Genomic DNA, 24,099 nt, shown 5'->3' with positions numbered 1-24,099 from the left:
GGCCACCCTGCTCGTCAACGAGCCCAAGCGGCGCTACCTTCGCTTGGTGCAGTTAGAAGCCGAGTTCACCAGCGAACCGTTCCACGGCGAGGGTCCGCCACCCGAACACGCCGTCAAAGCCCGCGACACCGCGGAAGGCGCGGGCCTGTCCGCCGATTTCGGCCCGCTCGGCACCCTCGTCCGCGGCGACGCCGACACCCTCCTCGACGCGCTTCCCGCCATCGCCAGGGCGGCACTGGACGGCGGCGCCACACGCGTCACCCTCCAGCTCCGCCAGGTCGGCGATGACACTGCCGAACCCGCCGTCGAGCTGCACAGCGCCCTCGCCCGCCTCATCGGCGACGTCGAACGCGAACTCGGCGGGAAACTCGACACCCTCGACCGCGCCGCCAAGCAGCGCGCGGTGCGGCTGCTCAAGGAACGCGGCGCGTTCGGCCTCCGCAAGTCGGTGTCGACCGTCGCGGAGGCACTGGGGGTCACGAGGTTCACGGTCTACAACTACCTCAACCGAGACCAAGACTGAAGGGCTGTTTCAACAAAATGTTGACGGCGGCGGAATCGTCGCCGTACCGTCAGTTCCCGTGCCGCTCACCATTCGAGAGTTCAACGAGGCTCCCGCACAGGACGTCCGGCCGGCGCTGACCGCCTGCCTCGACGTCCCGCGCTGGGTGGAAACCCTGCTGGCCAGGCGCCCGTACGCCGACCTCGCCGCGCTACTCGCCGCGTCCGAGGCGCTCACCCCGTTGCGCCCCGAAGAGGTCCGGCGCGCCATGGCGGCCCATCCCCGGATCGGGGAGAAAGCCGGCGGGCAGAGCACCGAAGCGGGCTGGTCGCGCTCCGAACAGTCCGGAGTGGACGGTGACGCGGCGCGCGAGTTCGCCGCGGCCAACGCCGAATACGAAGCGACGTTCGGGCACGTCTTCCTGGTCTGCGCGAGCGGCCGGAGCGGCGCCGAACTGCTGGAAAACCTCCGTTCGAGGCTTTCGAACGACCCTGAGAAGGAACTCGAAGTGGCCGGTCAAGAGCTGGCCAAGATCGCCGCGTTGCGGCTGGAGAAGGCGGTGACGGCATGAGCCTCGTGACCACGCACATCCTCGACACCGCCGCGGGACGGCCCGCCGCGGACGTCGGCGTCCGGCTCGAAACCGGCGCGGGCGATCCCGTCGCCGAAGGCCGGACCGACGCCGACGGCCGGATCCGCGACCTCGGCCCGGACACCCTCGAACCCGGGGTGTACCGGCTGGTCTTCGACACCGGCGCCTATCTCGGCCCGGACTCCTTCTTCCCCGAAGTCACCTTGACCTTCCGCATCGCTGACGGGACCGAGCACCACCACGTGCCGTTGCTGCTGAGCCCGTTCGCCTATTCCACCTATCGAGGGAGCTGATCGCCCGTGGCCATCACCCTGGGCCCCAACCAGTACGGCAAGGCCGAAGTCCGGCTCGTCACCGTTCAGCGCGAAGGCACCGTCCACCACCTCAAGGACCTCACCGTTTCGACGTCGCTTCGCGGCGACCTCGCGGCGACGCACCTCACCGGCGACAACGCCGACGTCGTAGCGACCGACACCCAGAAGAACACCGTCTACGCCTTCGCCAAGGAAGCCCCGGTCGGCGAGATCGAGGACTTCGCGCTGCGGCTCGGACGCCATTTCGTCGGCTCGTTCGAGCACATCACCGGCGCCCGGATCCTGATCGACGAACACGGCTGGAACCGCATCTCCGGCCACGATCACGCGTTCTCCCAGGCGGGCAGCGAAAAGCGGACGACCGCCGTGACCGTCCAGGGTGACCAGGCCTGGGTCGTGTCCGGTTTGGACGATCTCGTGGTGCTCAAGTCGACCGGCTCGGAGTTCCACGGCTTCCCGCGCGACGAGTACACGACGCTGGCCGAGACGAACGACCGGATCCTCGCCACCGCCGTCACCGCGCGCTGGCGCTACCAGGGCGACGGGATCGACTGGGCCACGAGTCACGCGGAGGTCCGGCGGATCCTGTTGGAGACCTTCGCGGACAAGCACAGCCTCTCCCTGCAGCAGACGCTGTACGCAATGGGAGAGGCTGTGCTCAAGGAACGCGAAGAGGTCGCCGAAGTCCGGCTCTCACTGCCGAACAAGCACCACTTCCTGGTGGACCTGTCACCCTTCGGGCTGAAGAACGACAACGAGGTCTTCTACGCCGCCGACCGCCCGTACGGCCTGATCGAGGGTGTCGTCCTCCGCGACGACGCCGAGGACGCGGGCCTGGCCTGGCACACCCTCGCCGCCTTCTAAGGCACCGGCAGCGGCATACCGGGGACGCTCTGGTCGACGGGGACGACCCCGTCGACCAGGTAGGCGTCCACGATCTCGTCCACCTTGGGATTCCCGTCCGCGTAGAGCCCGTGGTCGCCCTCGCCGGTCACGGTCAGCATGCGCGAGTTCGCGAACCCCGCGTGCGCCTTCCTGGCCCCCTCGATCGCCGTGGCCGGGTCGTGCTCGGAATGCACGATCAGCACCGGCGGGGCCCCCTTGCCGTCCATTTTCGGCAGCGGACGCGGCTCCTTGTCCCAGAACAGGCAGACCGACGCGTTCAACGTGCCACCACCCGCCAGGAGCAGACCGCGGTCCAGATTCCGCTGCGAAGCGCGGATCAGCGACTCGCGGGTGCCGGTGAAACGCCCTTCCCCGCAGAGGGTGTTCCAGAACGTGGCGTCCTGCGCGTCGGGGTGGTCACCCGCGGCCTCGACGGCGGCCTTGGCCTCGGCCTTCGCCTGCGGGTTCTCCATCGCGTCCCGGACCTTGACCAGCAGTTCGGCCAGCGCCGGGAAGGTCGCCTTCTTGTAGAGCATGTAGATGATGGCGGTGTCGAGTTCCATCGGCCCGTTCCCGTCCATCGGGTTGCGGGACAAGGCATAGCGGACCCGCTCGTAGGTCTGCCGGACCTCTTCGCCGTTGGTGCCGAAGTGGTACTTGGCGTCGTACCGCGCCATCCACGGCAGGAAGTCCTGCCGCCAGCGCCGTTCGAAACCGACCGGCTGCCGGTCGAACGTCTTCTGCCAGTCCGTGGTGAACTCCGTCGAGGAGTCCAGTACGAATCGCCCGGTCCGCTGCGGGAATTGCTGCGCGTAGTGCGCTCCCAGCCAGGTGCCGCCCGAGTAGCCGACCCAGTTGATCTTCTCCCGGCCGAGCAGCGTCCGGAGCAGATCGAAGTCCCTGATCGTCTGGTGGGTGGTGATCAGCGGCCTGAGTTCGCCGCCGGCGCTCTGACAGGACCTGGCCACGTGTTCGGCGTTGGCCAGGATCTGGTTCAGATTGCGCGGGTCACGGTCGCGCGGATCCAGCTGCCGGATGAGGTCGGCCGCGCCCCGGCAGGTGACGTTGGTGCTCTTGCCGGTCCCCCGCACGTCGATCCCGATGACGTCCTGGTGTTCGCGCAGTTTCTCCTGCCCGCGGAAGGTCACCGGGAACCAGCGCCCGGGACCGCCCGGCCCACCCGGGTTGGTGAGCACCGAGGCGGTCGACGGCCCGGTGGACTTCAGCCTGCTGACCGCGATGGTCAGGTCCTGCCGCTCGTCCGCGCGATCCCAGTCGCGGGGAGTGCGGAACGTCGCGCATTCGAGCCCGCCGATATCGGTGCCCGGCGGCAACGTGACCAGTTCCTCCGCCGCGCAGGGATGCCAATCCAGTTTCTGGCCGGTGTAGTGCGCCGGGACGCCCGCCGAAGCCGTGCCGGCTCCGGCGAGCAACCCGCCCACGATCACCGGGAGCAACCCGACGGCCAGTAGCCGTTTCATGTTCTTCCCCCTTCTTCCTCGGATTCCCAACGGCTCCAGACGCTAGGGCCGGGCACACCACGCGAACATCGACCGCAGGTAGCGCCGGAAGGTGAACCAAGGTCGAAGGGACCACCGGAACTAGATAGAACGCTCTATCATGGAGAGCGTGACTGGAACGCGGGAACGCATCGTGAACGCCGGCGCCGAGCTGCTCCGGCGCAACGGGTACACCGGCACCGGGGTGAAGCAGATCGTCGAGGCGGCGAACGCGCCCTTCGGCTCGCTGTACCACTTCTTCCCCGGTGGCAAGGAACAGCTCGGCGAGGAGGTCATCCGCACTTCGGGGATGATGTACCTCGCGCTGTTCGAGATCTTCTTCGCCGACGAGCCGGACCTGATCCACGGTATCGAGGCCTGCTTCGCCAGCGCCGCCGAGACGCTGAAGGCGACCGACTACGCCGACGCGTGCCCCATCGCCACCGTCGCGCTCGAGGTGGCCAGCACCAACGAAAAGCTGCGGATCGCGACGGCCGACGTGTTCACCGCGTGGATCGAGACCGGGGCCGAGAAGCTCGGCAAGTACGGCCTCGGGCCGGAGTCCGCTCGGCGGCTCACGATCGCTTTGGTGAACAGCCTCGAAGGGGCGTTCGTGTTGAGCCGTTCGCTGCGTAACACCGAAGCGCTGGAGGTCGCGGGGGCGTCGTCCGTGGCCTTCGCGCGCACGCTGCTCCCTGATGCGTGAAGCACCGACGGCGGGCTTCTGAACACAGGGATTTCCCCGCAACGGACAACGGCTTCCGGCCGACCTAGCCGTCGCCAACACCGGAATCCGTTTGGGGAGCCCATGATCATCAGGAAGCTCGTGATCGGCACCATCGCCGCGGCCGCGCTGCTCACCGCGGGCGCGATGCCCGCGACCGCCGCCGAGGTGCAGCCGTCCACCCTCACCGCGACCACCAGCAGCACGAAGATCGACGCCGGGAAGACCGTCACGATCTCCGGGAAGCTCACCAAGGCCGACGCCACGCCGATCGCGGGCGCCGAGGTGGGCATCTCGTTCTGCTTCAACGGCTTCTGCGGTGAGGCGCAGGCCAAGCCGGTCACCGACGCCACCGGTGCCTACAGCGCCACGCTGACCCCGATCCGCACCGGCAACTACCACGCCGACTTCTTCTCCACCGACCCGTCGATCGCGAACTCGCGCGCCGACACCCCGAAGATCGTCGTGCTCCACCCGGTGGCGATCACGTCGTTCGCGGCGGGCCGCGGTGCGGACAAGGCCGTGACCGCCTTCGGCACGATCGAGTTCCCCGGCCGGTACACCGCGAACCCGATCCCGGTCGAGCTCCAGTACTTCTCGTTCAGCACCTACCGCTGGACCACGGCGGCGACGGTCGACGCCACCTGGAACGGCACGACCTGGGCCTTCGCGGCTTCGGCCGAGCACCGCAAGCCCGGCGTATGGCGGGCCTTCTACGCGGGCTCGCCCGAGATGTTCCACTCCGCGGCGAGCGATCTCGTCTTCGTGCTCTGACGTTCCGTGAAGGCCTCCTTGAGGGACTCTGGGTCCCTCAAGGAGGCCTTCACGGACCACTAGCGGGACGCGAGATAGGCCCGCCAATCGCCGACGGAGGAGATGTCGGCCAGTTCGGGTGAGTCCACATAGGACGAACGCAGGACGGTGGCGAGGCAGGCCGCGCCATCCTCCAGTTCGATGACGCCCAGCTCCAATTCCGGCGGTTCGGCCGGGACCAGGTGATCCCGCAGCACCGTGAGCGGCAGGTCGTAGACCTCGCCCACGACGGAAGCGGAGCCGCCCTCGTGCATCGCCGGGAACCGGTCGCCCACGGAGAAGTAGTGGTACTTGGGCGCGGAACGGGCCACGCAGCACAACGGCGCGCCCTGCAGCTGTTCGTGCAGCGGTCCGCCACGCATCCCGCCGCCGTTGAGGAACATCAGAACCACGACATGATCCCTTCGATCCCGAAGTACACCCCGAACACCGCGGCCAGGATCCCGAGGATCCAGCCGATCTCGCGGATCTTGCCCTTGCAGATCTTGATCAGCACGTAGGCGACCAGCCCGGCGCCGATCCCGTTGGTGATCGAGTAGGTGAACGGGATCAGCGCGATCGTCAGGAACACCGGGATCGCGAAATCCAGGTCCCGCCAAGGGATCCGCGCGCATTGCGCCATCATCATCCCGCCGATGACCACCAGTGCGGGCGCCGCGGCCTGCGCCGGGACGATGGCCGCGATCGGCGTCAGGAACAGGGTCGCGGTGAACAACCCGCCGGTGACGATGCTCGCCAGCCCGGTCCTCGCGCCTTCGCCGACGCCTGCCGCCGATTCGAGGAACACGGTGTTCGGCGCCGATCCGGTGACACCGCCCGCCAGCGCGCCCGCGCCGTCGACCAGCAGGATCCGGCCCATCCCTTCGACCTTGCCGTTCTTGACCAGGCCCGCCTCCTCCGAGACCGACGTGATCGTGCCCATCGCATCGAAGAAGCCGGAAAGCACCAGCGTGAACAGGAAGACCGCCGCGGTCACCGCGCCCGCCGAGCCGAATCCGCCGAAGAGATCGATGTCGCCCAGGAGGCTGAAGTCGGGATGCGCCACGACCTGGTCGGGCACCTTGGGTTCGACCAGGCCCCAGCCTTCGACGTGGAAGACGCTGTTGACCAGCACGGCGAGCCCGGTCGCGACCGCGATGCTGATCAGCACCGCGCCCGGCACCCCGCGGCTCACGAGCACGATCATCAGCAGCAGCCCGAGACAGAAGATCGCGATCGGCCAGCCTTCGAGGTGACCGGCGATCCCCATCCGCACCGGCACCGTCGACTGCGCGGAATCCGGCGTCCTGGTCACGAATCCGGCGCTGACCAGGCCGACCAGCGCGATGTAGAGCCCGATCCCGACGGTGATCGCGACCTTGAGCGCCATCGGGATCGCGTTGATGATCCGTTCCCGTACCCCGGAAACGGCCATCAGCACGATGCAGAAGCCTTCGAGGACGACGAGCCCGAAGGCCTGCGCCCACGTCATCGCCGGTGCCATCTGGAAGGCGACGACACCGTTCACGCCGAGGCCCGCCGCGAGCGCCAGCGGCGCGTTGCCGACCAGGCCCATCAGGATCGTGGTGACGCCGGCCGCCAGCGCGGTCGCGGTGGTGATCGCCTCGGTGGTCAGCTTCGCGCCGGTGATGTCGGCCGACGCGCCGAGGATGAGCGGGTTGAGCAACACGATGTAACACATCGCGACGAACGTGGTGATCCCGCCGCGCACCTCGCGGCCGATCGTGCTGCCGCGATGGGAGATCTTGAACCAGCGGTCGAGCCCGGACAGCCGCCTCGGCTCGGACGAGGGCAGGTGGGGACGCTCAGTACCTAATTGGGTCATGCCTACTCCACAACGTTGTGGGGCGGGAAGAGACTAGTAAGCCTTCTTGTCGGGTTTCGACAGCCAGGCCTGGAAAGGCGCGAAGGAGTCCGGAAGGGACAGTTGGCCGACGGGTAGTGACCAGGTCTCGCGCGGGCGGGAAAAGAGGTCGTAGAATTCGCGATCGTCGAAGCCCGCCTCGGCCGCGTCGTGGCGGTCCGCGGCGTAGACGACCTTGCCGACACGCGCCCAGAGCGCGGCGGAAAGGCAGAGCGGACAAGGCTCGCAGGAGGTCACGAGGACGCAGCCGTCGAGTTTGTAGTCGCCGATCGCCTGGCAGGCCGCGCGGATCGCGACCACCTCGGCGTGCGCCGTCGGGTCCAGCGTCGGGGTCACCTGGTTGGTCCCGGTGGCCAGCACCGAACCGTCGCGGACGATCATCGCGCCGAACGGGCCGCCGCCGTTTTCGACGTTCACGGTGGCCAGCTGGACGGCCTCGGCGAGCCATTTCTGCTCGTCGGACTCCGAAATGGACAGACGGGTACCCACGGATGTGCTCCTAGCTCGAAAAAGTACGGATTGTCAGGTGCCGGTCGGCGGAGCTAAAGGTAGATCCGAAAACCGACCAACGCGTGAACCCGCCCCGGCCGAAGGCCCCGCTATCGCGGTGGCAGGGCGCCTTGTCCGCCATCGTGAGGCTAATGACCAGGCGGCGCCCTGCCGACGTCGATCGCGGACGCGGGTTCACCAACAGCCAATCAGGTGCCGGTGAGGTGTTCGGGACGCACCGGGACACGGGGCAGCGCGAGCCCGGTGGCCGCGCGGATGGCCGCGACGATCGCCGGGGTGGACGAGATCGTCGGCGGTTCGCCGACCCCGCGCAGACCATACGGGGCGTTGGGGTCGGGCCGTTCCAGGACGTCGATGTCCATCGGCGGCATGTCCAGCACGGTCGGGATCAGGTAGTCGGTGAACGACGGGTTGCGGATCTTCCCGCCGTCGGTCTGGATCTCCTCCATCACCGCGAGCCCGAGCCCCTGCGCGGAACCGCCCTGGATCTGGCCGAGCACCGCCTGCGGGTTCAGCGCCTTGCCGACGTCCTGCGCGCAGTCGAGCGCGACGACCTTGATCAGGCCGAGTTCGGTGTCGACGTCCACGACCGCGCGGTGTGCCGCGAAGCCGTATTGGACGTGCGCGTTCCCTTGCCCTGTCTCGGGATCGATGGGCGCCGTCGGACGGTGCCGCCATTCGACGGTCTCGTCGAAGACCTCGTCACCGAGTACGTCGGCGAGGTCCGCGAGCACACTGCCGTCGGCCGAGACGACCTTGTTCGCGACGACGTTCAGCTTCCCGTCCGCGGCGAGTTTGCCGGCCAAGTGCTTGTGCAGCCCGGAACGCACCGCGACGCAAGCGGCCTGTACGGCGCCGCCGGTGACGTAACTCTGCCGCGAGGCCGACGTCGAACCGCCGTTGCCGATGTTGGTGTCCATCGGCAGGATCGTCACCTGCTCGATGCCAAGTTCGGTCCGCACGATCTGCTGCATGATCGTCACCAGGCCCTGGCCGACCTCGCAGGCCGCGGTGTGCACGGTCGCCGCGGGTTCGCCGCCGACGAGCTGCAGCCGCACGCGGGCCGTCGAGTAGTCGTCGAAACCCTCGGAGAAGCAGATGTTCTTGATGCCGACCGCGTATCCGACACCCCGGACGACACCTTCGCCGTGCGTGGTGTTGGAGACGCCGCCGGGCATCCTGCGCAGGTCCAGTTCTTCGTGTGCGACGGGCAACGGCTTGGCGCGCAGGCGTTCCAGCAGTTCTGCGACCGGGGCGGCCGAGTCGACGATCTGGCCGGTGGGCATGACACTGCCTTCGGCCATCGCGTTGCGGATCCGGATGTCCACCGGGTCGATGCCGCACGCCTCGGCGAGCTTGTCCATTTGGGACTCGTACGCGAAACCCGCCTGTACCGCGCCGAAACCACGCATCGCACCGCACGGCGGATTGTTGGTGTACACGCCCCAGCAATCGACCGACGCACTGTCCACATTGTACGGACCGACGCCGAGCGTGGCCGCGTTCGCCACCACCGCGCCGGTGGACGACGCGTACGCGCCACCGTCCAGATACAGCTTCGCCTTCACGTAGACGAGCCGGCCGTCCTTGTCCGCGCCGTGCTCGTAGTACATCTTCGCCGGGTGGCGGTGCACGTGGCCGTAGAACGATTCCTCGCGGTTGTAGACCATCTTGACCGGCTTGCCGGTGTGCAGCGCCAGCAAACACGCGTGGACCTGGATCGAAAGGTCCTCACGCCCGCCGAACGCGCCACCGACCCCGCCGAGCGTCAGCCGGACCTTGTCCTTCGGCAGGCCCAGCGCGGCGACGATCTGCTGCTGGTCGACGTGGAGCCATTGCGTGGCGACGTACAGATCGACACCGCCTTCGGTGTCCGGGATCGCCATTCCCGATTCCGGCCCGAGGAAGGCCTGGTCCTGCATGCCGACCTCGTAGACGCCGGACACCACGACGTCGGCCTTCACCGACTGGTCGCCGTGGCGGATCTTGGCATAGCGCACGACGTTTCCGCCGGGGTGCAGCTCGGCGCCCTCACCGGCGGCGGCCTTCTCGGAATCCGTCACCGGTTCCAGGACCTCGTAGGAGACCTTGATCCGTTTCATCGCGCGGCGCGCGGTCTCGGGATGGTCCGCGGCGACGAGCGCGACCGGCTCGCCCTGGTAGCGCACGACGTCGACGGCGAGCACCGGCTGATCCGCGTGCTCCAGGCCGTACTTGTTCACGCCGGGCACGTCTTCGTGCGTCAACACCGCGTATACCCCTTGCACGGCAAGGGCTTCGGTGATGTCAATACCGGTGATCCGCGCATACGGATGCGGGCTGCGCAGCGTCGCACCCCACAACATGTCCTCGTGCCACAGGTCCGAGGAGTAGGCGAACTCGCCGCGCACCTTGACCGTGCCGTCGGGCCGCCGGGGGCTCGACCCCACGCCGTTCTCGGTGGTCTGCTTGGAGACTTCAGTGGTGGTCATACCGTCTCCCTCAGCCGGGCACTGGCCACAGCCAGCTCACGGGCGATCTCGTCTTCGGATTCCTCGCGCAGCGCGCCGCCGTCGACGACGGTCGCGCCGCCGACGAACAGCCGCTCGACCGGCGGAGTGGTGCCGAGCACCAAGGCGGCGACCGGGTCGGTGATCCCGGCGTAGTTCAGGCCGTTCAGGTTCCAGACCGCGAGGTCGGCGAGCTTGCCGACCTCGATCGAGCCCAGGTCCTGCTGCCTGCCGAGGCAGCGCGCACCGCCCATCGTGCCCATCCACAGCGCCTCGCGCGTGGTCAGCCCGCGCGGTCCACCGCGCTGCCGCGCCTGCAACAGCGCCTGGTGCAGTTCCTCGCCGAGGCCGCCGGATTCGTTGGACGCAGCGCCGTCGGCGCCGAGCCCGACCGGCACCCCGGCGTCGAGCAGCTGCCGCACCGGGGCGATCCCGGCGCCGATCCGCCCGTTGGAGGTCGGGCAATGCGCCGCACCGGTGCCGGTGGCGCCCATCCGCCTGATCGCCTCCGGGGCGAGGTGGATCGAGTGCGCGAGCCAGACGTCGTCGGCGAGCCAGCCGAGTTTGTCGGCGTATTCCGCCGGGGTGCAGCCGACTTCGGCGAGGCACTGCTTCTCCTCGTCGACCGTCTCGGCGAGGTGCGTGTGGAGCCGGACCCCCTTGCGGCGCGCCAAATCCGCGGCACCGGTCATCAGCCGCTCGCTCACCGAGAACGGTGAACAAGGACCTGCCGCGATCTGCAGATGTGCGCCGGCGGAGTCGTCGTGGAACCGGTCGATCGCGGCCTCGGTGCCGAGCAGCGCGGCCTCGGTCTCTTCGACGAGGTTGTCCGGTGGCAGCCCGCCCTGGGACTCGCCCCGGTCCATCGAGCCGCGTACGACGTGCAGCCGTACGCCGACGCGAATCCGGGCGGCGGCGAGGGCTTCGACCTGGTCGCCGCCGTCACGCGGGAAGACGTAGTGATGGTCGGCGACCGTGGTGCAGCCGGTGGTCGCGAGCCGGGTGAGCCCGGCCGTGGCCGCCGCGTGCGTGATCTCGGCGTCGAGCCTGCCCCAGATCGGATACAGCGCGACCAGCCATTCGAAGAGCGTGTGGTCGGCGGCGAGACCGCGCGTGGCCCACTGGTAGAGGTGGTGGTGGGTGTTGATCAGACCGGGGGTGACCAGGCAGCCGGAGCCGTCGACGCGTTCGTCGTACTCGCCGTCGGGCGCCTTGCCCGCACCGACCGCCGCGATGCGGTCGTTCTCGATGACGACGTGGCCCGAGGCGTGCTCGGTGCCCGCGCCGTCGACGGTGGCGATCGCGGCGTTCTCGATGACGGTCTTCACGCGGTCTCTCCCCTGGTCGCGGCCAACCGGACGGCGTCGAGGATCTTCTCGTATCCGGTACACCGGCAGAGGTTCCCCGCCAGCGCCTCGCGAATCTCCTCGTCGGCGGGGTTTTCGACCCGGTTGAGCAGATCGTGCGCGGCCACCACGAGGCCGGGGGTGCAGAAGCCACACTGGACGGCACCCGCGTCCACAAAGGACTGCTGGACCCGGTCGAGCTTGTCGCCCTCGGCGAGCCCCTCGACCGTGCGGACCTCGCGGCCCTCGACCTGACCGGCCGCGACCAGGCACGAACACACCGGGACGTCGTCGAGGTAGACCGTGCAGGAACCGCATTCGCCCTGTTCACAGGCGTTCTTGGAGCCCGGGAGACCGAGCCGCTCGCGGAGCACGTACAGCAGGCTTTCGCCCTCCCAGACGTCGTCGGCCTGGCGGGACTCGCCGTTGATCGTCACGTTCACGCGCACTCGCGTTCACCCTTCTGGAAGTCGTTCCACGCCCAGGTCAGCGTCCGCCGCGCCAGGACGGACAACGCGTGCTTGCGGTAGTCGGCGCTGCCGCGGACGTCGTCGATCGGCGACGCCGCCTCCGCCACCAGCTCGCCGAACCGGCGTTTGACCGAATCCGTGAGCGACGCCTTGGTGGACCAGGGAAGTTCGGTGCCGAGGTACTCCTCCGCCGCGGTCGCGCGACGCGGGGTCGGCGCCGCCGAGCCGACCGCCGCGCGGATCTCGCGGGTGTCGAGATGCAGCGCCAGCGCGAACGAGCAGACCGCGATGACCATCGCGTTACGCGTGCCGACCTTCGCGAACTGCTGCGGCCCGACCTCGGCGGGCAGGTGCACCGCGGTGATCAGTTCGTCGGGTTCGAGGGCGTTGCGCTTGACGCCGAGATAGAACTCCTCGGCCGGGATGAGCCGGGTCCCGCGCACCGACGCGGCCTCGACCTCGGCGCCGAGCACGAGCAGCACGGGATGCGTGTCACCGGCGGGCGAAGCGGCGCCGAGGTTGCCGCCGACCGTGCCGCGGTTGCGGATCTGGGGCGAGCCGACGGTGCGGGAAGCCATCGCCAACGCGGGCAGAACTTCACCCAGCTCAGCGATCACCCGGACGTAGGGCACCGAGGCGCCGAGGCGGATCTTGCCGTCGGTCTCGGTCCACTCGGCGAGTTCGGTGACGCGGTTGAGGTCGAGCAGCGCGCCGGGGCGGCGGTGGTCGAAGTTGAGCTCCACCATGACGTCCGTACCGCCCGCGATGGGCACCGCGTCGGGTCGCTCGGCCTTGACGGCGAGCGCCTCGGTCAGCGAGCTGGGGCGCAGGAAATCCACTCTCGGGCTCCTCGGTTCGGCGGCGATCTGTGACGGCTGACTCAGTAGACGCCCTGCGCCCGTATGGCGGCAACGGTGCCGAAGCATGAAATCTCCCCTGCACACGCCGGTCGTTTTGTGCTTTCCTACAAACCTGATGACGACCGTGAAAACTCTGCTGGCGCTGCCAGGCCTGCGCTTGCGCGTGCGCGCCGGGACGGCTCTGCTCGACCGCCCGGTGTCCCGGATCTACGTCACGGAACTACCCGATCCCGGGCGGTACGTGTCGGCGGGCGAACTCGTCCTGAGCGGGTTGCTGTGGTGGCGCGGGCCGGGTGATTCCGAAGCCTTCGTCGCCGCGCTGGCGAAGGCCGGGGCGGCGGCGCTCGCGGCGTCCGGCGCGGATTCCGACGGCATTCCCGACGATCTCGTCGAAGCCTGTACGCGACACGGGATCCCGTTGCTGGAGGTGCCGGCGGACCTGTCGTTCTCGGTCGTCACCGAACGCGTCGTCCTGGCGTTGGCCGCGGCCGCGGAAGGTGCTCGCAAACGTTTGCTTTCAGCGGCGACGGAAGACGCGTCGGTGGAGACGCTGCTGGAGCGGGCGCGCGCCGAGATCGGTCTCCCCTGCTGGGTGGAACCCGCCGGCACGGGGTCGGATCTGGTGCGGCGGTTCGTCGCCGCGGGCGGCCGTTCCCTGGAGGCGGACGACGTCTCGGTCCGGCCGGTCGGAGGCAGACACGCGCTGCCGTGGCTGCTCGCGATCGGCGGCGCGCCGACCGCCGCCCAGGCGGAGATCGCCGAAGAGCTCGCCGGGCTGATCGGGCTCGCGCGCACGCGGGCGGACGAGGTGCGCGCCGTCACCGACAGGGTGCTCGAACCGTTGCTCGCCGCGCTCGACGAAGGAAGCGATCCGCATGCGGCGCTGACCGCGACCGGACTGCGCGGCGATCTGCGGTTCGTCGTCGCGCGCACCGAAGGATCCGAAGCGGCACGCGGCATCCTGACGGAACTCCTGCCATCGGGCGCACTGGTCGGCCCCGCCGGTGAAACCACGTGGGCGGTGGCCGAGGACGACGGCGAGTGGCCGGAAGAGTGGCCCGTCACGGTGACCGCCACACTGTCCACAGTGGAGTCGTTGCTGCCCTGTCGCCGGGTGCTGATCGGGATCAGCGACCGTTCCCCGGTCTCCGTGCTGCGGGGCGCGAAGGAGGTCGCGCGCTACGCGCTGGCCGTGGCGGCGGAACGGCCCGGCACGATCGAGGTCGTCCCCGGCGGCGAGATCGGCATGCACCGGCTGCTGCTGGCGGGTACCCCCGACGACCTGCGGGCGGCGTTGCGGCGCCGGGTGCTGGGCCCGTTGCTGAGCTACGACGCCGAACAGGGCACCGATCTGGTCCACACCCTGCGCGTCTTCCTCGAATGCTCCGGCTCGCCGACGCGGGCCGCGCGGGCGCTGCACGTCCACGTCAACACGTTGCGGTACCGGATCGGGCGCGCGAGCGAACTGCTCGGCACCGATCTGACCGAGTTCACCGAACAGCTCGACGTCTATTTGGCCTTGTCGGCAGGGAGCTGAAATGGGCATCACCACGGCGAAAGAAGCCGCCTACGACCCGCGCGTGCTCGCCTTCGGCCGGATGATGGGCGCGGCGAACCGGCTCGAATACCTGCTCGGCCGCGCGCTGGAGGCCGAATGCGGGATCTCGCACCTGATGTTCGAAGTCCTCCTGATCGTCGGCAGGTCGGGCGCGGCCGGGATGAGCATGCGCGCGATCGCGCAGGAGCAGGTGCTGACCACCGGCGGCGCGACGCGGCTGGTCGACCGGATGACCACGCTCGGCCTGGTCGTGCGGTCCTCGGATTCGCAGGACCGCCGCGTACAACTCGTCCGGCTGACCGCGCAAGGCGAAGAGACGACCGTGCGGGCCGCGCGGGTGCACGTCGAGAACATCCAGCGGCTCTTCCTCGATCCGCTGCCCGCCGACCACCGCGACCGGTTCGCCCAGGACCTGCGGACGCTGAGCCACTCGGCACGTGACGCACTCCCCAAGCTCCGTTAGGAATACCTGACGAGTCAGATATCGTTGAGTCCCGACATGAAGCTCATCTATGTCTTCGACGCGTACTGCGGCTGGTCGTACGGGTTCGCCCGCACCATGGCCGACGTCGCGCACCGGCATCCGGATCTGCCGGTCGAAGTGGTTTCCGGCGGCCTGTTCCTCGGCGGGCGCCGGGTGCCGATCCGGCAGTTCGGCTACGTCCAGGGAGCCAACGCCGAGATCACCCGCCGCACCGGCGCGCCGTTCGGGGAAAGCTACGAACGGCTGATCGCGGACGGCGAGTTCGTCATGGACTCCGAGGCCGCCGCCTGCGGGATGGCGGCGTTGCGCGAGGTCGCGCCGGACCGCGCGGTGCGGCTCGCGGCCCTGCTGCAGGAGGCGTTCTATCTCGACGGCCTGAGCCTTTCCGAGGTCTCGACCTATCGCGTGGTCGCGCAGCGAGCGGGCCTGGACGCGGACGCCGTCGAGGCCGCGCTGGACCGCGTTTCCGCGGCGGACGACTTCCGGCGGGCGCGGGAACTGGGCGTCACCGGCTACCCGACCCTGCTGGCCGACTTGCCCGGGGAACGGATCGTGACCCTGGTCGCCGGGAACGCGAGCGCGGACGAGGTGGAACGGCGGATCGGCGCGCTGGTTTCCTAGACTTCGCGCATGACCCTTCGACCGGCTACATCCGCGGACGCCGACGCCGTCGCGAAGATCTGGTACCACGGCTGGCAGGACGGCCATCTCGGCAACGTGCCCGACGCACTTGTCCGGCTCCGCACCCGCGATTCTTTCTGGACCCGGGCAGCGGAACGCGTCGCCGATACGACCGTCGCCGTGCTGGGCGACGCGGTGGCGGGTTTCGTGATGGTCGTCGGCGATGAGGTCGAACAGGTCTATGTTTCGTCGGACCATCGCGGGAGCGGAGTTGCGGGGGCGCTGCTCGTTGAAGCCGAACGGCTGGTGCGCGCGGGTGGGCATTCCCGCGCTTGGCTCGCGGTGGTGCCGGGGAATGCGCGGGCTCGGCGGTTTTACGAACGGTGCGGATGGGTCGATGAGGGCGAGTTCGACAATCAGGTGGCCGGGCCGGATGGAGTGGTTTCCGCACCCTGCCTGCGCTACGCGAAGCCTCTCGTTTGAATTCCGCATTTAGTCGACTAACTGCGGCACGTGCTCTCTCCGCGTGGTCTCCGCGCCTGACGGCATCACCCTTCAGTGTTGTTAGCGCATTTTGATTGTCGCTTAAAATTACGAACACGTGTTCGATTTATTGGTGTATTATGAAGAAGTGTCCGAGACCTTCCTCCCCGAGTTGCCGCAAGAACTGTGGCGTGCCGGCAAGCTGGAGCTTGCCCATGGCGTGCAGCACGCTTTGCAGGTGATCCGGATCGCGACCGCCTGTCTGGGGCGATTCCTGGCGGAGATCGAAAATCGGGGCGCCAAAGACTTGTACGGGCATGGCAGCACGGCCAGCTGGCTCGCAGATCTGGCGGGGTTGTCTCGGGGTGAGGCGGGTCCGATCGTGAAGCGGGCCATCGCGTTGAACCCGACGCGGGCGTTGGATGGCACGGAGGTTCCGCCTGTCGCTCCCGCGACTGCTGCGGTCGCCGCTCAGGGGTTGGTCGGGGACGAACGGATCGATCAGATCCTGGAGATCTTGAAGAACCTCCCGGCCGACATTTCGGCGGAGGAGCGGGAGGGCGCGGAGCAGATCCTCGCCAATCTCGCCCCGACTGCCGGTCCCCGGCAGCTCGCCAAGGCCGAGGCGAACCTGCAAGGCTTGCTCAACCCCGACGGCAACGAACCCAAAGACCCCGAGCCGAAGGAACCACGGCGGGAAATCACCCTAGAGCGGCGCAAAGACGGCTTCTGGAAACTCACCGGCCTCCTCGATGACGAGACCGGCGCACGCACGGCCGCCGCTCTGGAAGCACACGCCCAGCCACGCCCGGTGGACGAGTTCGGCCAGGCGGATCTGCGGATGAAGTGCGAACGCATGGGAGACGCCTGGGCCGAACTCCTCGACCTGGCCATCGCCTGCCCCGACCAACCCGGCACCAGCGGCTACCGCACCCTCGTCCACGTCACCATCGGGCTTGAGGAACTCAAATCGGGTCTCGGGACCGCCTGTCTCGACTTTGTGGGGACGATGACCGCGCGGGAAGCCCGGCTCGCCGCCTGCGACTGCCTGATGTTGCCGGTCGTGATGAGCGCCTCGGGTGAACCCTTGGACATGGGACGACTGAGACGCTTCGTCACCCCAGGCCAGCGACGTGCGTTGAACATTCGCGACGGTGGCTGCGCCTTCCCCGGCTGCCATCGGAAACCCAAGAATTGCCACGCCCATCACATTGAGCACTGGGCAGACGGCGGTCCGACCGATCTTCGGAATCTCGTGTTGCTTTGCGGTTTCCATCATCGGCTGATTCACCACGGCGACTGGGAAGTACGCATGGCGGCCGATGGCCTACCGGAGTTCATCCCGCCCCAATACCGGGATCCGCTCCGACAACCTCGGCGCAACACCCTGCACCACGTCTGAACCCCGAAGAGCCCGTCGGCCACGCCGGCGACGGGCCCTTCGTCATGCCCGCCGGGCTCCACCGATATCCGGTCGTTCACCAGCCCCGATCACGCACGACTGTGTGGATTTCGGGTCATCCAACGCACCAAAATCCACACAGTCCATCACCACCGGACCGGTCACCACCGAGTAGAGATCCTCAGGGCACGGCCTCGGCGACGAAGCCCTCCCCGCCAAAGGGTCTAAGCCGACTCCAGATAAGCCAAAGCCCACGACCAGAACCGGCCACTGGCGGCCCGGTGCACAGGATCCGATGATGGTCCGGCTCATCATCCGGATCGCCACTTCCCGATCCGCCAGGCGGATCTCCTCGAGACAAGGCTGAGCCGTCTCCACGAAATCGCGCTGGATCGCAACTGATCCTTCACGGCGTACAGCAGTTGGTTCTTGCCGAAAACCGGCGATAGATCGCGCCCACCGACATTCCCGCCTGCTCGGCGACCGCCACGAGAACATCCTGATCCGCGGCATGAGCCGCAAGAAGATGGAGAAACGGGTCGACGACATCGCCGAGTTCACCGGGCTGGGCGACTACTTGCACCTGCCCTTGCGCACTGCTGCGCGAACTGTGCACCACCGCCCTCTGGATGGACGAAGGCCGGATCCGCGCCCGCGGCTCACTGGACGAGATTCTCGCCCGCTATCACGCGGTCCTTCGCGCGTAAGCGTCCAACTCCGCCCGTGAAAACGAAAGCTCCCCCGCATCCACGGCCCCGCAATCCAACCCCCGCAACAAGAAGCTCGCCAGAGCCTGCGCGGTCGCCGGTTCGTCCAGCACCCCACGCCCGGTCTGGTCCGCATAATCCCGCAGCCGGCCCAGCGCAGCCGGGAAACCCTCGCGGAAGAACGCGTACGTGGCGGCGAACCGGGTCGGCAGCTGATGCGGATGCAGGTCCCAGCCCTGATAGAAACCCCGCTCCAGCGAGCGCCGCACCAAGCGCAGGTGTTCGCGCCAAGCCGGGAGGATCGCGTCGCCGACGGGCAGTTTGTTCGTCGAGCCGTCCGAAAGCCGGACGCCGGTGCCCGCGGCCGAAACCTGCATGAGCTGCTTGGCGAAATCGGCGGCCGGGTGTTCCATGCTCTGGTACTCGGCGCTGATCCCGAGCCCGGCGCTGTAGTCGTAGGTGCCGTAGTGCAGGCTGGAACAGCGGCCGCGCGCGGCTTCGATGATCCGCGGGACCGCCACCGTTCCATCGATGTCCACAATGGACTGCGCGGTTTCGATCTGGACCTCGAACCGCAAGGCGCCCTCTGCCAGGCCGTACGCGGATTCGAGACGCTCCATGACGTCCGCCGCCACCTCGACCTGTTCGACGGCGGTCACCTTCGGCAGCGTGACGACGAAACCGTCCGGCAGCGGTCCGCTTTCCAGTAATCCGGCCAGGAAGAGATCGAGCGTGCGGATACCACGGCGGCGGGTCGCGGCTTCGAAGCTCTTGAACCGGATGCCGACGAACGGCGTGCCGCCCGTGACGGCGAGGGTCCGCCCCGCGGCGAGCGCGATGGCGTCCTCTTCGTCGTCGCCGGGCCTGCCGAGGCCGTCCTCGAAGTCGATCCGCAGGTCTTCGATCGGCTCGGTCAGCAGTTTGGTCCGGACCCGGTCGGCGATGTCGGCGTCCAGGCCCAGCTGGTCCGCGTGTTCACCGAAGACCCGCAGGGCCCGCTTGCCCCAATCCGCCACGAGCCGCGTCTTGTACTGCGACGCGGGCACGTACACGGTGTGCACGGGCTGGCGGCCGGGCGGCTCGCCGGGGTACTTGGCCGTGACGCGCGCGTCGGCCTCTGCGAGGCGCGCGTCAGCGGCGGTGTAGACGTCCTCGGTGAGCCGCCCGTTCCCCATTTGTCTACTTGATCCGTTCGTAGGCGGGCAGGGTCAGGAAGTCCGGGAACTCGTCGGCGAGCGCGACCTGCTCGAACAGCTCGACGGCGGGCTCCAGCAGTTCCGGCTTGATCTCGGCGGCGAGTTCGCCGCGGACCTCGGCCAGCACGCCGCGCACCAGTTCGGCGGTGACCTTGTCGCCGGTGTCGAGCTGCGTGCCGTTGCGCACCCACTGCCACACCTGCGAACGCGAGATCTCCGCGGTGGCCGCGTCCTCCATCAGGTTGTGGATGGCCGCCGCGCCGTTCCCGCTCAGCCAGGAGGCGATGTAGCGGATGCCGACGTCGACGGCGGCACGCAGACCGGCCGCGGTGGCGCCACCCGGCGTCGAAGCCGCGTCGAGCAGCTGGTCTGCGGTGACGGACACCTCGTCGCGGGTGCGGTCGAGCTGGTTCGGCTTGTCGCCGAGGACCTTGTCGAACTCCTCGCGGCAGATGTCCACCATGCCGGGGTGCGCGACCCAGGAACCGTCGAAGCCGTCTCCCGCCTCGCGGCTCTTGTCAGCGCGGACCTTGTCGAGCGCCGCGGCGGTGACTTCCGGGTCCTTGCGGTTCGGGATGAACGCGGCCATCCCGCCGATCGCGAACGCGCCGCGCTTGTGGCAGGTGCGCACCAGCAGTTCGGTGTACGCGCGCATGAACGGCGCGGTCATGGTGACCGAGTTGCGGTCCGGCAGGACGAACTTCTCGCCCGCGTCACGGAAGTACTTGATGACGCTGAACAGGTAGTCCCAGCGGCCGGCGTTGAGGCCGGAGGCGTGCTCGCGCAGTTCGTAGAGGATCTCCTCCATCTCGAACGCGGCCGGGATGGTCTCGATCAGCACGGTCGCGCGGACGGTGCCGTGCTCGATGCCGAGCGTCTTCTCCGCGTGGGTGAAGACGTCGTTCCAGAGCCGCGCTTCGAGGTGGCTCTCCATCTTCGGCAGGTAGAAGTACGGGCCCTTGCCGCGGTTGAGCAGCTCCTGCGCGTTGTGGAAGAAGTGCAGGCCGAAGTCGACCAGCGCGCCGACGGCCTGGCGTCCGCCGAAGGAAAGGCCGCGCTCGTCGAGGTGCCAGCCGCGCGGACGGACGACGATGGTCGCGTGCTCGACGTCGTCCTTCAGCGCGTAGCTCTTGCCGCCGCTCTCCAGCGTGATGGTCTCGCGGACCGCGTCGTACAGGTTGACCTGGCCGGAGACGACGTTCGCCCAGTGCGGCGTGTTGGCGTCTTCGAGGTCGGCGAGCCAGACCTTGGCGCCGGAGTTCAGCGCGTTGATGGTCATCTTGCGGTCGGTCGGACCGGTGATCTCGACGCGGCGGTCGCGCAGGGCGGGCGGGGCTTCGGCCACCTGCCAGTCGCCCTCGCGGATCTCCTTGGTCTCGGGCAGGAAGTCCAGCTTGCCGGTGGTCCTGGCCTCCTCGCGGCGCTTGCTCCTGGCCTGCAGCAGCTCGTCGCGGCGGGCGGCGAAGGCCTCGTGCAGGCCGGCGAGGAAGGCGAGCGCCTCCGGCGTGAGGATTTCGTCCCCGCGCTCGACCGGATCGCCGAGCACCTGAGCTTCAGACATGAGTAACACCCCGAGTTCGGAAAGATAACGTCCCTACGGTTTTACATGACGGACTATAGTTTCTGCATAGCGGAACATCAACGCCGACGTAAGGAGTACCACGGTGGCAGCGGAGAAGAACGGGCGCGATGGCGGCGTCCAGTCCCTTCAGCGGGCCTTCGAGCTCCTCGAGCATCTCGCGGACACGGGCGGGGAGGCCAGCCTTTCGGAGCTGGCGACCCTGTCCGGGCTGCCGATGCCGACCATCCACCGGCTGATCAGGACCCTGGTGGATCTGGGCTACGTCCGGCAGAACACCAACCGCCGGTACGCCCTGGGCGCCCGGCTCATCCGGCTGGGTGAGAACGCCAGCATGCAGTTCGGCTCGTGGGCGCGCCCGCTGCTCGCGGAGCTGGTCGACGAGGTGGGCGAGACCGCGAACCTCGCCGTCCTGGAGCGGGACGAGGTCGTGTACGTCGCCCAGGTGCCGTCGAAGCACTCGATGCGGATGTTCACCGAGGTCGGGCGGCGGCTCCTGCCGCACGGCACCGGCGTGGGCAAGGCGATGCTCGCGCATCTGCCGTCCGAAGACGTCACGGCGCTGCTCGCCCGGACGGGGATGCCCTCCTACACCGAGCACACCTTCACCGACCAGGACGCGCTCCTGCTGGAGCTGGCGAAGATCGCCCAACAGGGTTACGCGCTCGACGAAGCGGAGCAGGAACTGGGCGTCCGTTGCGTGGCCGTCGCGGTCCCGGGCGCGCCGGTGCCGGCGGCGGTCTCGGTGTCCGGGCCTTCGGGGCGGCTCACGATGGAGGCCGTCGAGCGGATCGCGCCCGTCGTCCAGCGGATCGCGACCTCGCTCGGCTCGACCCTCTCGAAGGACGGCGTCACCGTTTGAGCCTGGTCTCCAAACCGTCGAGCATCCTGTCCAGCCCGTAGCGGAACTTCTCGTCGCGAAGCCGGACAGGATCGGCTTCGTCCTCTCCCCTGGCCAGCATTTCCCGCTGGTGCGGGTGTTCGCGCGCGGCCTCCTCGACGGCGGGACGCAGACGTTCCGCCCATTCACGCTCACCCTGGCCGCTCTTGGCGACGGTGGTGAGCCACGCCGCCTCCGTCGTCCCCATGCCGATGACGTAGGAGATGACCGCGCTGATCGCCTGGTTCGCCTCGTCGCCGGGGAAGCCCGCGCTCACGAAGACACCCAGCAGCCGCTCGTTGAGCCGCATGACGTTCGGCCCGAGGTACGACAGGCCGACCGAGCCGAGCAGTGAAGCCACCCACGGGTGCCGCAGGATCATCGCGCGGACACTTTCCGCCCCCACGACGGCCGCTTCACGCCACCGCGCCGGATCATCGCCGTCCGGCACGGTGATCTCGCCGTAGACCTCGTCGACGACCAGTTCGATCAGCTCGTCGCGGTTGGCCACGTGCCGGTACAGCGAGGTCGCGCCCGCGTTCAGCGCGGTGCCCAGCCTGCGCATGCTCAGCGCGTCGACACCTTCGACGTCCAGGAGCCGGACGGCCTCGGCGACGATCTGCGCCTGACTCAACGCGGGCTGATCCCGCTTCCGGCGAGGGCGGGTCCACACCGACTGGATCGGCTGTTCATCGACTGACATGCCGCCCACTTTAGCGCACGAAGTACCCCCTTGCGTACGGCGTTTCGTTCTGCGTACAGTGTGCGCATCAGCCGAACAACGTACGCAACACTTCTGGGGGTTTCCCGATGAACGCGCCCATCCGCGATCCACGCCGCTGGTGGATCCTGATCGTCCTTTGCCTGAGCACGCTCGTGCTGGTCGTCGACAACATGGTGCTGACCGTCGCCGTGCCGCCGCTGGCCGAAGATCTCGGCGCGAGCGCCCAGGACACGCAATGGATCCTGGACTCCTACATCCTGGTGTTCGCCGGGCTGCTGCTCACGTCGGGAAGCCTCGGCGACCGGTTCGGGCGCCGGAAGGTGATGATCATCGGCCTCCTCCTGTTCGGGGTGGCCTCACTCGTCGCGGCGTTCGCCACGAACCCGCTCGAACTGATCGCGTCCCGCGCGGTGATGGGTGTCGGCGGCGCGCTGATCATGCCGAGCACCCTGTCGATCCTGATCACCGTCTTCGACGACGAGGAGCGCCGCAAGGCGATGGCGGCGTGGAGCGCGGTCGCGATGATCGGCCTGATCGGCGGCCCGGTGCTGGGCGGCGTGCTGATCGCGTGGTTCTGGTGGGGCGCGGTGTTCCTGATCAACGTGCCGATCGTCGTCATCGCGGTGATCGCCGCGCTCACACTGATGCCCGAATCCCGGGGCCCGTGGCAGAAGCCGGACCCGCTCGGCGCCGTCCTTTCCGCGGCGGGCATGGTCTCGCTGGTCTGGACGATCATCGAGCTGCCCAAGCACGGCCCCGCCGAAGCCGGAACCCTGATCCCGCTGGCGGTCGCGATCGTGTGCCTGACCGGCTTCGTGTTCTGGGAGCGGCACACGCCGTCGCCGATGGTCCCGCTGAAGCTGTTCCGCAAGCGCAACTTCAGCGGCGGCAGCCTGTCGCTCACGCTGGTGCAGATCGGCAACGGCGGTCTGCTGCTGCTCCTGACCCAGTACCTGCAGTTCGTGCTCGGCTACACCCCGACCGAGGCGGGTCTCGCGTTCATCCCGATGGCCGTCGCGTCGCTGCTGTTCAACACCCTCGGTGCCACGCTGGGCCAGAAGATCGGCAACCGGGCGCTGACCACGGCCGGGATGATCGTGATGGCGGGCGGCTTCGGCCTGCTCGCGACGATGTCGGCGAACGAGGGCTTCCTGTTGCCCGCGGCCGCGCTGTTCCTGCTCGGCGCGGGCGGCGGGGTGGCGATGCCGTCGGCGATCGCGGCATTGATGGGCGAGGTCCCGGAGGAGCAGGCCGGCGTCGGCTCCGCGCTCAACGACACCATCCAGCAGCTGGGCGCCGCGCTCGGCATCGCGATCCTGGGCAGCATCGTGTCGAGCCTGTTCACCTCGCACATGCCCGGCGACGCCCCGGCGCAAGCGCGACTTTCGATCGGCGACGCCTTCGCGACCGGTAACGACGGTCTCATCGCCGCGGCCCGTGAGTCGTTCACCTCGGCGATGTCGACGACGTTCCTGGTGAGCGCGGTCGGTGTGCTGGCGGCGGCGGTGGTCGCGTTCCTGGTGATGCGCGACAAGAAGACCGCGCCGGTTTCCCCGGACGAGAACGTCCCTGTCACTGCCTGACGCGCGCTATGAAA

24 protein-coding genes and 1 pseudogene are annotated in these 24,099 nt (G+C 68.6%); 14 read left to right on the top strand and 11 right to left on the bottom strand.

The features are described from left to right. The first annotated feature begins 46 nt into the window (after positions 1–46). The 4 genes from AJAP_RS09605 to pucL are packed head-to-tail and all read left to right on the top strand — an operon-like array spanning position 47 to position 2,272. Positions 47–523: a helix-turn-helix domain-containing protein gene (locus tag AJAP_RS09605; RefSeq protein ID WP_038509817.1), complete on the top strand. Its 477-nt coding sequence runs from the start codon at positions 47–49 to the stop codon at positions 521–523. A gap of 58 nt (positions 524–581) precedes the next feature. Next, positions 582–1,073, top strand: coding sequence for a 2-oxo-4-hydroxy-4-carboxy-5-ureidoimidazoline decarboxylase (uraD, locus tag AJAP_RS09600; RefSeq protein ID WP_038509815.1), 492 nt, complete (start codon positions 582–584; stop codon positions 1,071–1,073). Next, positions 1,070–1,387, top strand: a complete 318-nt coding sequence (uraH, locus tag AJAP_RS09595) for a hydroxyisourate hydrolase (RefSeq protein ID WP_038509813.1) — start codon at positions 1,070–1,072, stop codon at positions 1,385–1,387. The genes uraD and uraH overlap by 4 nt, the downstream gene beginning before the upstream one ends. A 6-nt stretch (positions 1,388–1,393) precedes the next feature. Beyond that, positions 1,394–2,272: a factor-independent urate hydroxylase gene (gene pucL / locus AJAP_RS09590; protein WP_037342290.1), complete on the top strand. Its 879-nt coding sequence runs from the start codon at positions 1,394–1,396 to the stop codon at positions 2,270–2,272. Here the strand turns inward: pucL and AJAP_RS09585 are convergent. Further along, a complete protein-coding gene (locus tag AJAP_RS09585; RefSeq protein ID WP_038509810.1) occupies positions 2,269–3,774 on the bottom strand; it encodes an alpha/beta hydrolase in 1,506 nt (501 codons plus the stop codon). The two genes, pucL and AJAP_RS09585, sit on opposite strands and share 4 nt — an antisense overlap. A gap of 148 nt (positions 3,775–3,922) precedes the next feature. Here AJAP_RS09585 and AJAP_RS09580 point away from each other — a divergent pair, with 148 nt between their 5' ends. Beyond that, positions 3,923–4,498, top strand: coding sequence for an LmrA/YxaF family transcription factor (locus AJAP_RS09580; RefSeq protein ID WP_443111224.1), 576 nt, complete (start codon positions 3,923–3,925; stop codon positions 4,496–4,498). A gap of 102 nt (positions 4,499–4,600) precedes the next feature. Further along, complete coding sequence (locus AJAP_RS09575; protein ID WP_038509809.1) at positions 4,601–5,290, top strand: hypothetical protein; 690 nt, start codon at positions 4,601–4,603, stop codon at positions 5,288–5,290. A 59-nt stretch (positions 5,291–5,349) separates the two neighbouring features. On the opposite strand, the gene AJAP_RS09570 is transcribed toward AJAP_RS09575, so the two are convergent. The 7 genes from AJAP_RS09570 to AJAP_RS09540 all read right to left on the bottom strand — a co-directional run bounded on the left by AJAP_RS09570 (position 5,350) and on the right by AJAP_RS09540 (position 12,847). Then, positions 5,350–5,721 (bottom strand): allophanate hydrolase-related protein, encoded by a 372-nt coding sequence (locus AJAP_RS09570; RefSeq protein WP_038509807.1) that lies wholly within the window; start codon positions 5,719–5,721, stop codon positions 5,350–5,352. Continuing rightward, complete coding sequence (locus tag AJAP_RS09565; RefSeq protein WP_016336262.1) at positions 5,712–7,154, bottom strand: NCS2 family permease; 1,443 nt, start codon at positions 7,152–7,154, stop codon at positions 5,712–5,714. Before AJAP_RS09565 ends, AJAP_RS09570 begins: the two co-directional genes overlap by 10 nt. Positions 7,155–7,187: 33 nt before the next feature. Then, positions 7,188–7,682, bottom strand: coding sequence for a nucleoside deaminase (locus AJAP_RS09560; RefSeq protein ID WP_084098088.1), 495 nt, complete (start codon positions 7,680–7,682; stop codon positions 7,188–7,190). A 209-nt stretch (positions 7,683–7,891) separates the two neighbouring features. Next, the gene (gene pucD, locus AJAP_RS09555) at positions 7,892–10,174 is read right to left on the bottom strand and encodes a xanthine dehydrogenase subunit D (protein WP_038509805.1); all 2,283 of its coding nucleotides are present in this window, start codon (positions 10,172–10,174) and stop codon (positions 7,892–7,894) included. Continuing rightward, on the bottom strand, positions 10,171–11,520 hold the full coding sequence (locus AJAP_RS09550) for an 8-oxoguanine deaminase (RefSeq protein WP_038509804.1): 1,350 nt from the start codon (positions 11,518–11,520) through the stop codon (positions 10,171–10,173). The genes pucD and AJAP_RS09550 overlap by 4 nt, the downstream gene beginning before the upstream one ends. Further along, entirely contained in the window at positions 11,517–11,987 is a 471-nt protein-coding gene (locus AJAP_RS09545; protein ID WP_037342278.1) for a (2Fe-2S)-binding protein, read from the bottom strand. The genes AJAP_RS09550 and AJAP_RS09545 overlap by 4 nt, the downstream gene beginning before the upstream one ends. Then, complete coding sequence (locus AJAP_RS09540; RefSeq protein WP_038509803.1) at positions 11,978–12,847, bottom strand: FAD binding domain-containing protein; 870 nt, start codon at positions 12,845–12,847, stop codon at positions 11,978–11,980. Before AJAP_RS09540 ends, AJAP_RS09545 begins: the two co-directional genes overlap by 10 nt. A gap of 136 nt (positions 12,848–12,983) precedes the next feature. Here AJAP_RS09540 and AJAP_RS09535 point away from each other — a divergent pair, with 136 nt between their 5' ends. From AJAP_RS09535 to AJAP_RS44750, 6 genes and pseudogenes are all read left to right on the top strand, one after another. Then, on the top strand, positions 12,984–14,405 hold the full coding sequence (locus AJAP_RS09535) for a PucR family transcriptional regulator (RefSeq protein ID WP_038509801.1): 1,422 nt from the start codon (positions 12,984–12,986) through the stop codon (positions 14,403–14,405). A gap of 1 nt (position 14,406) precedes the next feature. Next, a complete protein-coding gene (locus AJAP_RS09530; protein ID WP_038509799.1) occupies positions 14,407–14,889 on the top strand; it encodes a MarR family winged helix-turn-helix transcriptional regulator in 483 nt (160 codons plus the stop codon). Positions 14,890–14,925: 36 nt separating this feature from the next. Continuing rightward, the gene (locus AJAP_RS09525) at positions 14,926–15,531 is read left to right on the top strand and encodes a DsbA family protein (RefSeq protein ID WP_038509797.1); all 606 of its coding nucleotides are present in this window, start codon (positions 14,926–14,928) and stop codon (positions 15,529–15,531) included. A gap of 9 nt (positions 15,532–15,540) precedes the next feature. Beyond that, the gene (locus AJAP_RS09520; RefSeq protein WP_038509795.1) at positions 15,541–16,014 is read left to right on the top strand and encodes a GNAT family N-acetyltransferase; all 474 of its coding nucleotides are present in this window, start codon (positions 15,541–15,543) and stop codon (positions 16,012–16,014) included. A 148-nt stretch (positions 16,015–16,162) separates the two neighbouring features. After that, positions 16,163–17,416 carry an HNH endonuclease signature motif containing protein gene (locus AJAP_RS09515; protein WP_038509794.1) on the top strand — a complete coding sequence of 418 codons (1,254 nt, stop codon included), beginning with the start codon at positions 16,163–16,165 and terminating at the stop codon, positions 17,414–17,416. Between the two features lie 487 nt (positions 17,417–17,903). Continuing rightward, positions 17,904–18,123, top strand: a pseudogene (locus AJAP_RS44750) (ABC transporter ATP-binding protein); the annotation flags it as partial. Here AJAP_RS44750 and AJAP_RS09505 read toward each other — a convergent pair. After that, positions 18,102–19,298, bottom strand: coding sequence for a DUF6986 family protein (locus tag AJAP_RS09505; protein WP_038509789.1), 1,197 nt, complete (start codon positions 19,296–19,298; stop codon positions 18,102–18,104). The pseudogene AJAP_RS44750 and the gene AJAP_RS09505 overlap by 22 nt on opposite strands. 4 nt (positions 19,299–19,302) lie before the next feature. Continuing rightward, positions 19,303–20,880 carry a malate synthase A gene (gene aceB, locus AJAP_RS09500; RefSeq protein ID WP_038509787.1) on the bottom strand — a complete coding sequence of 526 codons (1,578 nt, stop codon included), beginning with the start codon at positions 20,878–20,880 and terminating at the stop codon, positions 19,303–19,305. A gap of 103 nt (positions 20,881–20,983) precedes the next feature. Between aceB and AJAP_RS09495 the strand changes: the two genes are divergently transcribed. Continuing rightward, positions 20,984–21,760 (top strand): IclR family transcriptional regulator, encoded by a 777-nt coding sequence (locus tag AJAP_RS09495; RefSeq protein WP_038509785.1) that lies wholly within the window; start codon positions 20,984–20,986, stop codon positions 21,758–21,760. Here AJAP_RS09495 and AJAP_RS09490 read toward each other — a convergent pair. Next, a complete protein-coding gene (locus AJAP_RS09490) occupies positions 21,750–22,481 on the bottom strand; it encodes a TetR/AcrR family transcriptional regulator (protein ID WP_038522715.1) in 732 nt (243 codons plus the stop codon). The two genes, AJAP_RS09495 and AJAP_RS09490, sit on opposite strands and share 11 nt — an antisense overlap. A gap of 107 nt (positions 22,482–22,588) precedes the next feature. On the opposite strand from AJAP_RS09490, the gene AJAP_RS09485 reads away from it, so the two are divergent. Continuing rightward, a complete protein-coding gene (locus AJAP_RS09485) occupies positions 22,589–24,085 on the top strand; it encodes an MFS transporter (RefSeq protein ID WP_038509782.1) in 1,497 nt (498 codons plus the stop codon). Positions 24,086–24,099: the final 14 nt, after the last annotated feature.

The sequence above is a fragment of the Amycolatopsis japonica genome (genome assembly GCF_000732925.1).
GTDB lineage: Bacteria > Actinomycetota > Actinomycetes > Mycobacteriales > Pseudonocardiaceae > Amycolatopsis > Amycolatopsis japonica.
This window is presented reverse-complemented; position numbering and strand designations above follow the sequence as displayed.

Bases quoted from the DNA above. Each gene is read 5' to 3' on its own strand.
- uraH (WP_038509813.1), top strand. From the start codon at position 1,070: ATGAGCCTCGTGACCACGCACATCCTCGACACCGCCGCGGGACGGCCC.
- AJAP_RS09585 (WP_038509810.1), bottom strand. From the start codon at position 3,774: ATGAAACGGCTACTGGCCGTCGGGTTGCTCCCGGTGATCGTGGGCGGG.
- AJAP_RS09575 (WP_038509809.1), top strand. From the start codon at position 4,601: ATGATCATCAGGAAGCTCGTGATCGGCACCATCGCCGCGGCCGCGCTG.
- AJAP_RS09565 (WP_016336262.1), bottom strand. From the start codon at position 7,154: ATGACCCAATTAGGTACTGAGCGTCCCCACCTGCCCTCGTCCGAGCCG.
- pucD (WP_038509805.1), bottom strand. From the start codon at position 10,174: ATGACCACCACTGAAGTCTCCAAGCAGACCACCGAGAACGGCGTGGGG.
- AJAP_RS09535 (WP_038509801.1), top strand. From the start codon at position 12,984: ATGACGACCGTGAAAACTCTGCTGGCGCTGCCAGGCCTGCGCTTGCGC.
- AJAP_RS09530 (WP_038509799.1), top strand. From the start codon at position 14,407: ATGGGCATCACCACGGCGAAAGAAGCCGCCTACGACCCGCGCGTGCTC.
- AJAP_RS09525 (WP_038509797.1), top strand. From the start codon at position 14,926: ATGAAGCTCATCTATGTCTTCGACGCGTACTGCGGCTGGTCGTACGGG.
- AJAP_RS09520 (WP_038509795.1), top strand. From the start codon at position 15,541: ATGACCCTTCGACCGGCTACATCCGCGGACGCCGACGCCGTCGCGAAG.
- AJAP_RS09505 (WP_038509789.1), bottom strand. From the start codon at position 19,298: ATGGGGAACGGGCGGCTCACCGAGGACGTCTACACCGCCGCTGACGCG.
- aceB (WP_038509787.1), bottom strand. From the start codon at position 20,880: ATGTCTGAAGCTCAGGTGCTCGGCGATCCGGTCGAGCGCGGGGACGAA.
- AJAP_RS09490 (WP_038522715.1), bottom strand. From the start codon at position 22,481: ATGTCAGTCGATGAACAGCCGATCCAGTCGGTGTGGACCCGCCCTCGC.
- AJAP_RS09485 (WP_038509782.1), top strand. From the start codon at position 22,589: ATGAACGCGCCCATCCGCGATCCACGCCGCTGGTGGATCCTGATCGTC.